14 protein-coding genes are annotated in these 13,771 nt (G+C 65.8%); 6 read left to right on the forward strand and 8 right to left on the reverse strand.

Annotated features, from left to right (window positions below; genetic code table 11):
• Positions 1-7: 7 nt before the first annotated feature.
• Together ASG79_RS21775 and ASG79_RS21780 are read left to right on the forward strand one after the other, a co-directional pair.
• A complete protein-coding gene (locus ASG79_RS21775; RefSeq protein ID WP_018768597.1) occupies positions 8-658 on the forward strand; it encodes an amino acid ABC transporter permease in 651 nt (216 codons plus the stop codon).
• Positions 655-1,494 (forward strand): amino acid ABC transporter permease, encoded by an 840-nt coding sequence (locus ASG79_RS21780; protein ID WP_018768598.1) that lies wholly within the window; start codon positions 655-657, stop codon positions 1,492-1,494. The genes ASG79_RS21775 and ASG79_RS21780 overlap by 4 nt, the downstream gene beginning before the upstream one ends.
• 73 nt (positions 1,495-1,567) lie before the next feature.
• Here the strand turns inward: ASG79_RS21780 and dapE are convergent, their stop codons facing one another.
• Positions 1,568-2,704, reverse strand: a complete 1,137-nt coding sequence (gene dapE / locus ASG79_RS21785) for a succinyl-diaminopimelate desuccinylase (protein ID WP_056394095.1) — start codon at positions 2,702-2,704, stop codon at positions 1,568-1,570.
• Between the two features lie 51 nt (positions 2,705-2,755).
• Here dapE and dapD point away from each other — a divergent pair, with 51 nt between their 5' ends.
• Both dapD and ASG79_RS21795 read left to right on the forward strand, forming a co-directional pair.
• On the forward strand, positions 2,756-3,778 hold the full coding sequence (gene dapD, locus ASG79_RS21790; protein ID WP_056394096.1) for a 2,3,4,5-tetrahydropyridine-2,6-dicarboxylate N-succinyltransferase: 1,023 nt from the start codon (positions 2,756-2,758) through the stop codon (positions 3,776-3,778).
• 7 nt (positions 3,779-3,785) lie between these two features.
• Complete coding sequence (locus ASG79_RS21795; protein ID WP_018768601.1) at positions 3,786-4,643, forward strand: hypothetical protein; 858 nt, start codon at positions 3,786-3,788, stop codon at positions 4,641-4,643.
• A 30-nt stretch (positions 4,644-4,673) separates the two neighbouring features.
• On the opposite strand, the gene ASG79_RS21800 is transcribed toward ASG79_RS21795, so the two are convergent.
• Both ASG79_RS21800 and ASG79_RS21805 read right to left on the reverse strand, forming a co-directional pair.
• Positions 4,674-5,285, reverse strand: coding sequence for a hypothetical protein (locus tag ASG79_RS21800; RefSeq protein WP_056394099.1), 612 nt, complete (start codon positions 5,283-5,285; stop codon positions 4,674-4,676).
• 114 nt (positions 5,286-5,399) lie between these two features.
• Complete coding sequence (locus tag ASG79_RS21805) at positions 5,400-6,008, reverse strand: TetR/AcrR family transcriptional regulator (RefSeq protein ID WP_056394235.1); 609 nt, start codon at positions 6,006-6,008, stop codon at positions 5,400-5,402.
• Between the two features lie 109 nt (positions 6,009-6,117).
• Between ASG79_RS21805 and galE the strand changes: the two genes are divergently transcribed.
• Positions 6,118-7,131 (forward strand): UDP-glucose 4-epimerase GalE, encoded by a 1,014-nt coding sequence (gene galE, locus ASG79_RS21810; protein WP_056394102.1) that lies wholly within the window; start codon positions 6,118-6,120, stop codon positions 7,129-7,131.
• A gap of 76 nt (positions 7,132-7,207) precedes the next feature.
• On the opposite strand, the gene ASG79_RS21815 is transcribed toward galE, so the two are convergent.
• From ASG79_RS21815 to fdxA, 3 genes are all read right to left on the reverse strand, one after another.
• The gene (locus ASG79_RS21815; RefSeq protein WP_018768605.1) at positions 7,208-8,494 is read right to left on the reverse strand and encodes a citrate synthase; all 1,287 of its coding nucleotides are present in this window, start codon (positions 8,492-8,494) and stop codon (positions 7,208-7,210) included.
• 237 nt (positions 8,495-8,731) lie between these two features.
• On the reverse strand, positions 8,732-9,883 hold the full coding sequence (dapC, locus tag ASG79_RS21820; RefSeq protein WP_056394105.1) for a succinyldiaminopimelate transaminase: 1,152 nt from the start codon (positions 9,881-9,883) through the stop codon (positions 8,732-8,734).
• A gap of 14 nt (positions 9,884-9,897) precedes the next feature.
• Positions 9,898-10,224 (reverse strand): ferredoxin, encoded by a 327-nt coding sequence (fdxA, locus tag ASG79_RS21825; RefSeq protein ID WP_026265673.1) that lies wholly within the window; start codon positions 10,222-10,224, stop codon positions 9,898-9,900.
• 137 nt (positions 10,225-10,361) lie between these two features.
• Here fdxA and ASG79_RS21830 point away from each other — a divergent pair, with 137 nt between their 5' ends.
• Entirely contained in the window at positions 10,362-10,601 is a 240-nt protein-coding gene (locus tag ASG79_RS21830; RefSeq protein ID WP_043424755.1) for a hypothetical protein, read from the forward strand.
• A 49-nt stretch (positions 10,602-10,650) separates the two neighbouring features.
• Here the strand turns inward: ASG79_RS21830 and ASG79_RS23665 are convergent, their stop codons facing one another.
• Together ASG79_RS23665 and typA are read right to left on the reverse strand one after the other, a co-directional pair.
• A complete protein-coding gene (locus tag ASG79_RS23665; RefSeq protein ID WP_156400265.1) occupies positions 10,651-11,460 on the reverse strand; it encodes a hypothetical protein in 810 nt (269 codons plus the stop codon).
• 198 nt (positions 11,461-11,658) lie between these two features.
• The gene (gene typA / locus ASG79_RS21840; RefSeq protein ID WP_018768610.1) at positions 11,659-13,587 is read right to left on the reverse strand and encodes a translational GTPase TypA; all 1,929 of its coding nucleotides are present in this window, start codon (positions 13,585-13,587) and stop codon (positions 11,659-11,661) included.
• Between the last annotated feature and the right edge of the window lie 184 nt (positions 13,588-13,771).

A 13,771-nucleotide genomic window follows, 5' to 3' on the forward strand; every position in this document is an offset into this window, starting at 1 on the left:
GGATCTTATGGACGTCATCTTTGAAAACCTGCCCCTGTACTGGGAGGGTTTTCTCCGCACTCTTTTCCTGTCCGTCGTCTCCGGTATTTTCGCGTTGATCCTTGGCACTTTGCTGGCCGCGGCACGCGTCTCCCCGGTTGCGGCACTCCGCGGTTTCAGCACCGTCTACGTGGAAGTCCTCCGCAACACCCCGCTGACCATCGCGTTCTTCTTTGCAGCAGTCGTGCTCCCCCGTATCGGAGTCAAGTTCGAACAGTTCGAGATCGCCGCGATCATCGCCCTCAGCACCTACACCGCCGCGTTCATCGCCGAAGCTGTCCGCTCAGGTGTCAACAGCGTGCCTGTCGGCCAGGCCGAGGCAGCGCGCAGCATCGGCATGAAGTTCGGCCAGGTGCTCTCGCTCATCATCCTCCCCCAGGCCCTGCGGACGGTGATCCCGCCGCTGATCAACATCCTGATCGCGCTCGTCAAGAATTCTTCGGTGGCCGGCGCCTTCTTCGTCCTGGAGCTGTTCGGCTACGGCCGCCAGCTGGCCAACGCCAACGGCGACGCCGTCATCACCGTCCTGCTGGGCACGGCGTTCTTCTATCTGCTCCTCACCGTTCCGCTGGGAATCCTCGCCAACACGGTGGAACGAAAGGTGGCGATTGCCCGATGAGCTCGGTTCTCTACGACGTCCCCGGCCCCAAAGCGCGCCGGGTTTCCCTCATTGCCTCCATCATCGGCGGCCTGCTGATTCTCGGCCTGCTGGCCTGGGTGGTTACGATCCTCGCCCAGCAGGGCATCTTCGAGGCGCGCCGCTGGCAAATCTTCACCCGCGGCGACGTGTGGCAGCTGCTCGGTAAAGGGCTGGGGTCCACGCTTTCCGCAGCCGCACTGGCGGCAGTCATCGCGTTCCCGCTGGGCCTGCTGCTGTGCCTGCTCCGCATTTCGGATGCCGCATTCATCCGGATTCCCATGAGGATCATCCTGGAATTCCTCCGCGGCATGCCCGTGGTCCTCATGATGCTCTTCATCCTGCTCGGGTTCGGCACCTCGGCGTTCATCGCCGTCGTGGCCGGCCTGGTGCTGTACAACGCTGCGGTCTTTGCCGAGATCATCCGCGCCGGCATCCAGTCCCTGCCCAAGGGACAACGGGAAGCCGGCCTGGCCATCGGCCTCACCAGCTACAAGTCCCGCATGCTGATCGAGCTGCCGCAGGCGATCCGCCGCATGATGCCGTCCCTCGTGGCGCAGATGGTGGTGCTGCTGAAGGACACCTCGCTGGGCTACATCGTGGCGTACGGCGAGCTGCTGCGCGCGGTGCAGGTCATGGCGGACTTCCTTGGCACGCAGTACCTGTTCCCCATCTTCTTCGTGGCGGCGGCCATTTACATCGCCATCAACATCTCGGTCTCGCGGCTTGCCGTGTGGATCGAGCGCCGCGGCTCCAAGAAGGCAGCCGGGGGCATGGCGAAGGCCGAACCCGATGTTTTGGAAGCTGCGGCTCCGTAGCTTCCAAGAGCCCACAACAGGAAAGGTCCGGAGCTCCCGTGGGGAGTTCCGGACCTTTCCTGTTCGTGGACCGTCAGGCAGCGAGCCAGCTCTCCAGGGCGGCCAGGCACTTGCGGATGGCGTCGGCGTGGACGTGCTCGTCGTCCTTGTGCGCCAGCAGCGCGTCCCCCGGGCCGAAGTTCACCGCCGGGATGCCCAGCTCACTGAAGCGGGCGACGTCGGTCCAGCCGTATTTGGGCTTGGGCTCGGCTCCCACGGCGGCCACGAACGAGGCGGCAGCCGGGTGCTGCAGTCCGGGCCGCGCGCCGGCGGCGGCATCGGTGCGGACCACGTCGAAGCCCGCCAGCAGCTCCCGGACGTGGGCTTCGGCCTGGTCCGGCGTCTTGTCCGGGGCGAACCGGTAATTGATCTCGACGACGCAGCGGTCCGGGATGACGTTCCCGGCCGTGCCGCCGTTGATCTTCACCGCGTTGAGGCTTTCCCTGTAATCGAGCCCGTCGACATTGATGGTCCGGGGTTCGTAGGCAGCCAGGCGGGCAAGGATCGGTGCCGCGGCGTGGATGGCGTTGCTGCCCATCCAGGCGCGGGCCGAGTGGGCGGCCTCCCCCACCGTGCTTGCCTCGAACCGGCTGGTGCCGTTGCAGCCGCCCTCCACCGTGCCGTCCGTCGGTTCCAGCAGGATGGCGAAGTCCCCCTTCAGCAGGTCGCCGTGGTTGCGGACCAGGCGTCCCAGTCCGCTCTTCACGGCCTCCACTTCCTCGTGGTCATAGAAGACGAAGGTGACGTCCCGCTTGGGCTGCGCGCCGCCGTCGAACAATCCTGCCGCCAGTGCGAGCTGGACCGCCACCCCGCCCTTCATGTCCGTGGCCCCGCGGCCATACAGGACGCCCTCGCCCGGAACACCCGATTCCCAGCTGGAGGGAACGGTGCCCCGGGATCCTTCGGTGAGCGGAAGCGGCACTGTGTCCAGGTGGCCGGCAAGGATCACACGCTCAGCGAGTCCAAGTTCTGTCCGGGCGATGATGGCGTCGCCGTCGCGCACCACGGCCAGCTGGGGAATCCCGAGCAAGGCGGACTCGACGGCGTCCGCGAGCTGCTTTTCATTGCCGGACACGCTGTTGATGTCCATGAGCGCTGCGGTCAGCAGGGCCACGTCCTGGCGGAGGTCAAGGGTGGACACGGAAGAGTCTGGGGCGGTTTCAGCAGTCACGAAGCCAGTCTAGTTCGAACCCCATGCCCCGCCCTCGATAGACTGGGGCACATGACTGAGACCGCTTCCTCTGCCGTGCCCGAAACCCTGACCTCCAACGCTGATAGCCGCTCCGCCTACGGTTTTGGCGTAGCCACCATTGCCACCGGCGACGCCACCGTCCTGGACGTCTGGTTCCCCGCTCCGGCACTGGGTGTTGCGGCGGAGAACCTCCGCACGGTGGACAACGCGGATGAAACCCTGGTGCAGATCGCCGAGAACGGCACTGACGAGGACCGCGGCACCGAGCAGAAGGTGGTCTTTGTCCAGATCAACCTCGATGAAGCCCCGGCGGACACCGCGGACGCCTACCTCCGCCTCCACCTCCTCTCGCACCGCCTGGCCCAGCCCAACACCATCAACCTGGACGGCATCTTCGGCAAGCTTCCCAACGTGGTGTGGACCAACTTCGGCCCGGCCGCCGTCGAGGGCTTCGAACTGACACGCGCAAGGCTTCGCCGACGGGGTGCCGTCACCGTCTACGGCGTGGACAAGTTCCCGCGCATGGTGGACTACGTGGTCCCCTCCGGCGTCAGGATTGCCGACGCCGACCGGGTCCGCCTGGGCGCGCACCTCGCCGCCGGCACCACAGTCATGCACGAGGGCTTCGTCAACTTCAACGCCGGCACCCTGGGCACCTCCATGGTGGAAGGCCGTATCTCCGCAGGTGTCGTGGCCGGCGACGGCAGCGATGTTGGCGGCGGCGCCTCCATCATGGGCACCCTGTCCGGCGGCGGCAAGGAAAAGATCACCATCGGTGAGCGCGTCCTGCTCGGTGCGAACTCCGGCGTGGGCATCAGCATCGGGGATGATTCCGTGGTGGAAGCCGGGCTTTACGTCACGGCAGGCACCCGGGTCCGCGTTCCGGGCCCCAAGGACGAGGTGGGCGATGACACCACCAAGATCGTCAAGGCCGCCGAACTCTCCGGCGTGCCCAACCTGCTGTTCCGCCGCAACTCCACCACGGGGGCGGTGGAGGCCCTGCCCCGCAAGGGCCAGACCGTTGAACTGAACGACGCCCTGCACGCCAACTGATCCCTTCGTGGCACGCAGACGCGGCCTGCGCCGCCTGGCGGTGCTGCTGCTCACCCTCGCACTGGCAGCGGGCGGAATTTACACAGCAGTGTTCTTCGTGCAGCGTTCCGAAACCCTCGTTTCGGAGCGCTGCACCGCTGCGGCCGGCAACCGGACCGGTGAACTTGCGCCGGACCAGGCGGCCAACGCCGCGCTGATCACCGCGGCGGCCGTCAGGCGGGGACTGCCGGCGCGCGCCGCCACCATCGCCATCGCCACTGCCATGCAGGAGTCGAAGCTGCGCAACATCGGGCACGGCGACCAGGCCGGTCCGGACTCGCGGGGGCTTTTCCAGCAGCGTCCGTCCCAGGGTTGGGGCACGGAGGCCGAGATCATGGACCCCTACTATGCCGTCAATGCCTTCTATGACGCGCTGGTCAAAATTCCGGGCTACGAGGCGCTCGACATCACCGATGCAGCTCAGCGGGTCCAGAAGTCGGCCTACCCCAAGGCATATGCCCAGCACGAGGACATGGGCCGGGCCTTTGCCTCCGGACTCACCGGACAGACGCCGGCCGGAGTGCAGTGCACGCTCCGCTCCCCGGCGGCCGGCGGGACAACAGCATCGGTGGCCACCGACCTGGACCAGGCCTACGGCGGCGTGGACTCACAGGTTGACGGCGCCACCCTGGTGGTGGACGCCGACGGCGCGCTGGCATGGTCGGTTGCCCAGTGGGCGGTTGCCAACGCCAAGGACCTGGCCGTCACCCAGGTGGAGGTGGCAGGCCGGACCTGGCACCGTCCCGATGGGGACGGATGGCAGGCTTCAGGGGCCCCGGAGGGACAGGTGCGCATCACCGTACGGCAGGACGACGGCGGCAGCTGAAGGGCCGCCGTCGTCCTGCCTTAAGGGTGGCTAGACCAGGATTTCCAGCACCGGCTGGGCGTAGCTGCGGAGGAGGTCCGGCTGCCCCATCAAATCCTGGCTCATGATGATTTTGTCGGGCTCCAGGTACCAGGCCCGCTGCTCGTCCAGCGGCAGCTCGATGATGGTCAGCTTGAAGTCCCGCGAGTCCCGCCCCACTTCCATCAGCCTGTCGTCCACCATGTCCTCAAGCAGCTGGTCCGTTCCGGAGGCCACCCGTTCGGCCTCGAGCTCGGCGTATTCGCTCCTGCGCTCCCTGGCCCAAGTGAGGGCGGAGCCGAAATGGGCCTGCAGGACCCGCTGCAGGGCCGGAGAGTTGCCGAACGCGTCAAAACTGGGCGGGGAGAGTTCCGGCGATGTGTGCGGATGGGCCTTCAGCAGCTGCTCCCACCAGGCCTCCCACTCGGTCTTCAGCGCGCTGATGCCACCAACGTCGGCCGTCAGGTGGGAGTGGTCCGCCGAACGGACCTTCGGCGACGCATGGGACAGCATCGGTTGTCCCACTCCGTTCAAGCCGGCCGCATCCCGGACGTACAGTGCGATCATCATTGGCCCGGACGTGTCGGTGGTGATCTGCCACCCTGAACCGCTTGCGTGATGCATCCAAAGTCCTTCCCTGGCCTTCCCATGCCGGGCGGCATGACCCGCTCTGCAGTACCCGGCTATCAGTCTATTCCCGCAGCCAGTTCCCGGTAGTGCAGGATTGGACCCGGGCGCCTACCGTGCCAGTCCGTCCAGGTGCCGCTCAAGCACGTCGCGGCACATCTGCGCTGTCATCCAGCCCGGTTGCAGCAGGGCATGCATGCACAGGCCGTCCAGGGTGGCCAGAAGGCGTTCCGCCTCCACCACCAGGTTCTCCTGCGGTTCATCATCGGGGAGCAGGGAGGCAACCACTCCGCCCACGATGGCGGCCACCTCGCGGTGGCTGCGGTCGGCCTCGGCGGCAAGGAACGGCCTGATCCGCGCCGCGTTCTTGAAGGCAAGCCAGGCGCAGGCCTCCACAGCTGATTCCTCATCCAGCGGAAGCATGCCGCCCAGGAGGGTCAGAACCGCCTGCCGCTGTTCAGGGCTGGCCTGGGCAGCCTCCTGCACACCCGGCAGCAGTGCCCCCAGCCTGCCGACCACCCGGTCCACCACGGTGCCGAACGAGAAGGCCAGCAGTTCATCACTGCCAGCGAAGTAGTGCCGGACGGAACCGACTGCCAGGCCGGCCTCGTCCGCCACTTCGCGCAGCGAGGCACGTTCCAGCCCATCGACGGCGATGATGCGCAGAACCGCTTGGACAACATCCTGACGCCGGGCATCCGCGTCTACTATTTTGGGCACCATTCTTATTAGCACACTTGTGCTTCCACTGCCGCCTCCACCGTCCGGTCGACGCCCGCCATCCGGGACGCAGGGGCGGGGACCGCTTCCCGTGGGATAGCGTTGAGGCATGAAAATCTTGGTCACAGGGGGTACCGGCTACATCGGTTCCCACACTGTTCTTTCCCTGCAGGAAGCCGGCCACGACGTGGCCGTCATCGACAACCTGGTCAACTCCAGCGAGGAGTCACTGCGCCGCGTGGCTGAGCTCAGCGGCAAGACCGCGGAGTTCCACAACGTCGACCTGGCGGACGAGGCCGCCGTCGACAAGGTCTTCGCCGGCGCCGGCATTGACGCCGTCATCCACTTCGCCGGGCTCAAGGCCGTGGGCGAATCAGTGCAGCAGCCGCTCAAGTACTACTACAACAACCTGGTGGGCACGCTCAACCTCATCCGCGTCATGGACCGGCACGACGTCCGCTCCATTGTCTTCAGCTCGTCCGCCACCGTCTACGGCGAACACAACCCCATCCCCTATGTGGAAAAGATGGAAATCGGCGCCAACAACCCCTACGGGCGCACCAAGGAACAGATCGAGGACATCCTCTCCGATCTTGGCGCAGCCGACTCCCGCTGGCACATAGCACTGCTGCGCTACTTCAACCCGGTGGGCGCGCACCCCTCAGGACGCATCGGCGAAGATCCCCAGGGCATCCCCAACAACCTGGTTCCCTTCATCGCCCAGGTGGCGGTGGGCCGCCGCGAGAAGCTCATGGTCTTCGGCGGCGACTACGACACCCCGGACGGCACCTGCCTGCGCGACTACATCCATGTGGTGGACCTGGCGGCAGGGCACGTCGCGGCACTGGACCACATTGCCGGCCGGACGGGCGTCTTCCGCTGGAACCTCGGCTCCGGCAAGGGCTCCTCCGTTCTGGAGGTCCTGCGCTCCTTCGAGAAGGCTGTGGGCAAGCCCATCCCCTACGAAATCACCAGCCGCCGGGCAGGGGACCTGCCCGCCTTCTGGGCCGACGCCACGTCCGCCCTGGCGGACCTGAGCTGGTCCACCACCAAGACGGTGGACCAGATGTGCGAGGACCACTGGCGCTGGCAGAAAAACAACCCCCAAGGCTACGCCTCGTAGTCCCCTTGAATGTGGCACAACGCGAAGCGGCCGCCCACCTTGGAAAGGTGGGCGGCCGCCGTCGTTATGGCCGGTTTCAGCGGACCGGGTAGTCCCGCTCCGGCTCGCCGATGTACAGCTGGCGCGGACGGCCGATCTTGGTGTTGGGATCGCTGATCATTTCACGCCACTGGGCAATCCAGCCGGGCAGGCGGCCGATGGCGAACAGGACGGTGAACATTTTCTCGGGGAAGCCCATGGCCTTGTAGATCAGGCCGGTGTAGAAGTCCACGTTCGGGTAGAGCTTGCGCTGGATGAAGTAGTCGTCGCTAAGCGCCTTCTCTTCCAGCCGCATGGCGATGTCCAGCAGTTCGTCGTTGCCGCCGAGCTTGCTGAGGATCTCGTGCGCCGTGGCCTTGACGATCTTGGCGCGCGGATCGTAGTTCTTGTACACGCGGTGCCCGAAGCCCATGAGGCGGACGCCGTCTTCCTTGTTCTTGACCTTCTCCATGTAGTCCTCGGGCTTGAGGCCCTCGGCCTGGATCTGGCGGAGCATCTTGAGCACGGCCTCGTTGGCACCGCCGTGGGCCGGGCCGAAGAGGGCGTTGATACCCGCGGAAACGGACGCGAAGAGGTTGGCGTTGGAGGAGCCCACCAGGCGCACGGTGGAAGTGGAACAGTTCTGCTCGTGGTCAGCGTGGAGGATGAGGAGCAGGTCCAGGGCCTTGACGATGACCGGGTCCAGCTCATACTGCTCGGCGGGCAGGCCGAAGCTGAGGCGCAGGAAGTTCTCCACCAGGTTCATCGAGTTGTCCGGGTACAGCATGGGCTGGCCGATGGACTTCTTGTGGGCGTAGGCGGCGATGACCGGCAGCTTGGCCATGAGCCGGATGGTGGAGACCTCCACCTGTTCGGCGTTGAACGGGTCCAGCGAGTCCTGGTAGAACGTGGACAGCGCGGACACGGCCGAGGACAGCACCGGCATGGGGTGCGCGTCGCGGGGGAAGCCGCCGAAGAAGCCCTTGAGCTCCTCGTGCAGCAGGGTGTGGCGGCGGATCTTCTGGTCGAACTCGTCCAGCTCGGTGGGCGTGGGCAGGTTGCCGTAGATCAGCAGGTAGGACACCTCAAGGAAGCTGGAGTGCTGCGCCAGCTGCTCGATGGGGTATCCGCGGTAGCGCAGGATGCCCGCATCGCCATCGATGTAGGTGATTGCCGAGGTGGTTGCTGCGGTGTTCATGAAGCCGGGGTCGAAGGTTACGGCACCGGTCTGCTTCAGCAGCTTGGAGACGTCGTAACCCTCGTTCCCTTCAACAACCTGGATGCGCGGGAGCTTCAGCTCGCCACCTGCGTGGAGCAGGGTCGCAGCATTGTTGGTCTCAGTCATGGAGTCCCCTTCATGAGGCTTCTGGGCCTCTGTCGAAAGCTTGATCCAACATCAGGTGAGCCGCGCACGAAGCCTGAGAAGACAGGTTCCAACACCCGGGCTGCCTTCTTGTAGAAAGCCACCATTGATAGTCACTTAAAAAGTACCGCCCCTTGGCGGGTGTCACTAATCCGCAGCCGTCAAATGCACCCTAAAACGCGCCGGATGTGGGGCGAGTCACACGATTATTACGTACCCTTAGGAGCCCGATCCGGCCAGGCGTGCCACGGCCGCGTCGATCCGCTCGTCGGATCCGGTGAGGGCAACGCGGACATAGCCGTTGCCGGCGTCCCCGTAGAAGACGCCGGGTCCCACCACAATGCCGCGGTCAGCCAGGCGGGCCACTGTGTCCCACGTGTCCTCCCCCGCCGTCGACCAAAGGTACAGGCCGGCGTCGGAATCCTTGATCTCCAGGCCGAAGTCCAGCAGGGCGGGCACCAGCCGCTCCCGCCGGCCCCTGTAGAGGTCCTTTTGGGCCTCGACGTGGGAGTCGTCCCCCAGGGCCACGCGCATGGCCTCCTGGACCGGGTAAGGGACGATCATGCCCGCGTGCTTGCGGCTGTTGACCAGGTTGGGCATCAGGTCCGGATCACCGGCCACGAATGCCGCGCGGTAGCCGGCGAGGTTGGACTGCTTGCTGAGCGAGTACACGGCAAGCAGGCCCTGGTGGGAGCCGCCCGCCACCTGCGGGTCCAGGATGCTGGGAACGCGCCGGCCGCCGCGCTGGACGTCCCAGTCCCCCCATCCGAGTTCGGCATAGCATTCGTCCGAGGCCACCACGGCACCCAGCTCACGCGCCTGTTCCACAAGCGCCTGGAGGGATTCGATGCCCCGGACGCTTCCCGTGGGGTTCCCGGGGGAATTGACCCAGATGAGGCGGACGCGCGAGCGGGTGGCGTCATCGAGTTCGTCCAGGTTGTCCGTTGCCACGGAGGTGACGCCTGCGAGGGTGGCGCCGATATCGTACGTCGGGTAGGCCACCTTGGGGCGTACGACGACGTCCCCCGGCTTGAGGCCAAGCAGCAGCGGAAGCCACGCAACGAGTTCCTTGGACCCCACCGTGGGCATGATGTTCCGGGGATCAAGGCCGGACACGCCGCGCCGGCGCTCGAACCAGCCCGCAATGGCTTCCCGGAGCGCCGGGGTGCCGTGCACCGTGGGATATCCCGGGGCATTCGCGGCCGCCTTCAGTGCATCCTGTATCAGCTGCGGCGTGGGATCGACGGGTGTCCCGATCGACAGGTTCACGGCTCCGCCGGGATGCTCCGAAGCCTTCGCCAGGTACGGCGCCATGGCCTCCCACGGGTAGTCGGGCAGGTCCAGGCCAAACGAATTCGTTGCTGCGGTCACGGCTTGCGTCCGCGTCAGTGGTCTTGGTTCTGCGGCGGCAGGGCGGCGATCATGGGGTGGTCCTTGCCCGTGTTGCCGACCTTGGCCGCGCCCCCCGGGGACCCGAGGTCATCGAAGAACTCAACATTGGCCTTGTAGTAGTCGGCCCATTCCTCGGGGGTGTCATCCTCGTAGTAGATGGCCTCCACCGGGCACACCGGTTCACAGGCGCCGCAGTCAACGCATTCGTCCGGATGGATGTACAGCGAACGCTCGCCCTCATAGATGCAGTCGACCGGGCATTCCTCAATACATGCCTTGTCCTTAACATCCACACACGGCTGCGCGATTACGTACGTCACGTCCCTGGCCTCTCCACGTTGGGTTCCGGCTTCCCGCCGGCTCTTGCATCCGGCAGCACGGCCGGACTGTTGACATCTGAGCCTATTATCCCCCAGCCCGTTCCCGCGAACCTAGCCGGCGCACCTAGTATGAACTGGTGAGTCAGCCACTACCCGCACCCGCCCGCTTCCTTGCCTCGGCTGCGCCCGGCATCCGCGTGGTGGTGCGCTACCGGATCGAAGGCGGCCTCACGGACGCCCTGGGTCACCTGCTGGCCTGCGACGCCGGTTCCTGTACAGTCCGCACCCGGCAGGCCGACGTCGTTATTCCCCTTGGGCAGGTGGTGGCCGCCAAGGAGGTCCCGCCTGCTCCCCCGCGCCGCCCGGCCGTGCGCTGACCGCCGCTCCCGGTGCGCCCGGACTGCTCCTGCGCGCTGATCCCGGACTTCATCGCGCCGTCCCGTACATGGCAAGTGCCTTGCGGACGATTCCAACGAACTCCGCGGGGTCGCGGACCAGCATCTCGAACGTCACCCGGAGAGTTGGGACACCCCTGATGACGGTGACATTCCAACGCCGCCTGTCTTCCCGATAGGCCTGCCGGCTGCTGCGATGGGCATAGCCGTCCGCCTCAATGCCCAGCAGCCCATCAACAAGGAGATCCAGGTGGCCCATGCCAGGAATGTGCACCTGCAACTCGACTGTAAGCCCCGCTTCTTCAAGCAGATACCGGGCGATGGTTTCGATGATGGAGCCGGACTGGGGTCGGATTCTGCCAACCAGGTTCAGCAGGGCCTTTTCACGGGCGGCCGGAAACCGCGCCCGCAGCTCCGCGAGTTGGATTTGGCCTTTCTTGACGGCGGACTCCGCGATAGTCAGTCCCTCAAGAGGGGGCAGACAGCGGAGAGACTGGCAGACGACGTCCAGAGGAGTCAACGGAAGGTCGCTGCGGTGCACCACACAGCCGGCTATTGGTCTGCCATGGCGGGCGGCAAGATGCGGCCTATCCGGAACCTTGATCACCCATAACCCGGAAGCCACTGCGGCCGTGACGCAACCAGGTGCGGCGTGATGGCGCGCCGCATGGACAAGCACGGGGTCAGCATCCGGAAGGGCGAATACGCCGCGGGCGATCCTTTGGATGGACCCGTCTGACAGTCCGGCTTCCAGACATCGGCGGGAGACGCCGGCCACTAACAGTGTTCGGGTGCCCGCAACGCCGCCCAAGGCAGCCAGCGCTTCAGAGATAGTTCGCATGTCTGAAGCCTGCGCCTCGCGGCGAGCGTCCGCAGGTGGTGGAAACGGCTATGTGGAGAACGGACCCTGGCGCCGAAGTAGGCGCCCAGTGCGCCCACGCCGTCCCTGCGCATCGAGGCCTGGGTTGGCCGCGCCGCCCGGCTTAACGCAGAATGCCACCGGTGCAATACCGGTGGCATTCTTGGCGTTCAGGCGTTGCTATGCCTTGGCGCGGGCGCGGTTGGCCTTGGCGCGCTCGTTGGTGTCCAGGATGACCTTGCGGATGCGGATGGCTTCCGGGGTCACCTCGACGCACTCGTCCTCGCGGGCGAATTCCAGCGATTCCTCGAGGGTGAGCTCGCGCGGCGGGGTCAGGTTCTCGAAGGTGTCGGAGGAAGCGGCACGCATGTTGGTGAGCTTCTTTTCCTTGGTGATGTTGACGTCCATGTCGTCGGCGCGGGAGTTCTCGCCCACGATCATGCCCTCGTACACCTCGGAGGTGGGCTTCACGAAGAAGGAGCCGCGTTCCTGCAGGTTGATCATGGCGAACGGGGTCACAACACCGGCACGGTCAGCAACCATGGAGCCGTTGGTGCGGTACTCGATGGGGCCGGCCCAGGGCTCGTAGCCTTCGGAGATGGACGCTGCGATGCCGGCGCCGCGGGTGTCGGTGAGGAACCGGGTGCGGAAGCCGATCAGGCCGCGGGCGGGAACGATGAACTCCATGCGGCACCAGCCGGTGCCGTGGTTGGCCATGTTGGTCATCCGGCCCTTGCGGGCAGCCATCAGCTGCGTGACGGCGCCCAGGTATTCCTCGGGCACGTCGATGGTCATGTGCTCCATCGGCTCGTGGATCTTGCCGTCAACGGTCTTGGTGACAACCTGCGGCTTGCCAACGGTCAGTTCGAAGCCTTCACGGCGCATCTGCTCAACCAGGATGGCCAGCGCCAGCTCGCCACGGCCCTGGACTTCCCAGGCATCCGGACGCTCGGTGGGGAGCACCTTGATGGAGACGTTACCGATCAGTTCCTTGTCCAGGCGGTCCTTGACCTGGCGGGCGGTGACCTTGGCGCCCTTGACCTTGCCGGCCAGCGGCGAGGTGTTGATACCGATGGTCATGGAGATCGCGGGATCGTCCACGGTGATCAGCGGCAGCGGCTGCGGGTTCTCGGCGTCGGTCAGGGTCTCACCGATGGTGATTTCCTCGATGCCGGCGACGGCGACGATTTCGCCCGGTCCGGCGGATTCCGCCGGAACGCGGTCCAGCGCCTTGGTGGCCAGGAGTTCGGTGATCTTGACGTTCTTGAGTTCACCGTTGGCGCGGGCCCAGGCAACTGTCTGGCCCTTGCGCAGGGTGCCGTTGTAGATGCGCAGCAGCGCCAGGCGGCCCAGGAACGGGGAAGCGTCCAGGTTGGTGACGTGCGCCTGCAGGACACCTTCGGGGTTGTAGGTGGGAGCCGGGATGTGTTCGATGATGGTCTTGAACAGCGGCTCAAGGTCCTCGTTGTCCGGGGCGGCACCGTTGGCGGGCTGCTCCAGCGATGCGCGGCCAACCTTGGCGGCGGCGTAGACAACGGGAACTTCCAGGACCTTGTCCAGGTCCAGGTCCGGCACCTCGTCGGCAAGGTCGGAGGCCAGGCCCAGGAGCAGGTCCATGGACTCGTGGACCACTTCGTCGATGCGGGCATCGGGGCGGTCGGTCTTGTTGACCAGCAGGATCACGGGAAGGTGCGCGGCAAGGGCCTTGCGCAGCACGAAGCGGGTCTGGGGCAGCGGGCCCTCAGAGGCGTCAACGAGGAGGACGACGCCGTCCACCATGGACAGGCCGCGCTCCACCTCGCCGCCGAAGTCGGCGTGGCCGGGGGTGTCGATGACGTTGATGGTGATGGTCTCGCCGTTGGAAGACGGACCGTTGTAGGCCACCGTAGTGTTCTTGGCCAGGATGGTGATGCCCTTTTCGCGCTCCAGGTCACCGGAGTCCATCACCCGGTCCTCGAGGTGGTTGTGCTCGGCAAAGGAGTTGGTCTGCTTGAGCATGGCGTCGACCAGGGTGGTCTTGCCGTGGTCAACGTGGGCCACAATCGCGACGTTGCGCAGGTCACTGCGCGATGCAGTGGCTACCGCGGTGTTGGTGGTGGTTTCAGACATGCGTAATGGCTCGATTCAGTGGAGTCAGCTGTTGTATCGCGACATTTCCAACTGGAACGCACGACGGACAAGGCCCTTGGCACAGGGCGCCTTCCTCTATTCTAGCCGCCCAGCCATTTGTTGGCCTAAATTCCGGCAGATTTGTCGGCGCCGGGAATGCCGCGATCAGGCCCAACCGATCCGG

The organism is Arthrobacter sp. Soil761, from assembly GCF_001428325.1.
Lineage (GTDB): Bacteria > Actinomycetota > Actinomycetes > Actinomycetales > Micrococcaceae > Arthrobacter.

What these genes read in the sequence shown, in the direction of transcription:
- ASG79_RS23665 (WP_156400265.1), bottom strand. Translation starts at nt 11,460, where the DNA reads ATGCGAACTATCTCTGAAGCGCTGGCTGCCTTGGGCGGCGTTGCGGGC.
- ASG79_RS21775 (WP_018768597.1), top strand. Translation starts at nt 8, where the DNA reads ATGGACGTCATCTTTGAAAACCTGCCCCTGTACTGGGAGGGTTTTCTC.
- ASG79_RS21815 (WP_018768605.1), bottom strand. Translation starts at nt 8,494, where the DNA reads ATGACTGAGACCAACAATGCTGCGACCCTGCTCCACGCAGGTGGCGAG.
- typA (WP_018768610.1), bottom strand. Translation starts at nt 13,587, where the DNA reads ATGTCTGAAACCACCACCAACACCGCGGTAGCCACTGCATCGCGCAGT.
- ASG79_RS21780 (WP_018768598.1), top strand. Translation starts at nt 655, where the DNA reads ATGAGCTCGGTTCTCTACGACGTCCCCGGCCCCAAAGCGCGCCGGGTT.
- dapD (WP_056394096.1), top strand. Translation starts at nt 2,756, where the DNA reads ATGACTGAGACCGCTTCCTCTGCCGTGCCCGAAACCCTGACCTCCAAC.
- ASG79_RS21800 (WP_056394099.1), bottom strand. Translation starts at nt 5,285, where the DNA reads ATGCATCACGCAAGCGGTTCAGGGTGGCAGATCACCACCGACACGTCC.
- galE (WP_056394102.1), top strand. Translation starts at nt 6,118, where the DNA reads ATGAAAATCTTGGTCACAGGGGGTACCGGCTACATCGGTTCCCACACT.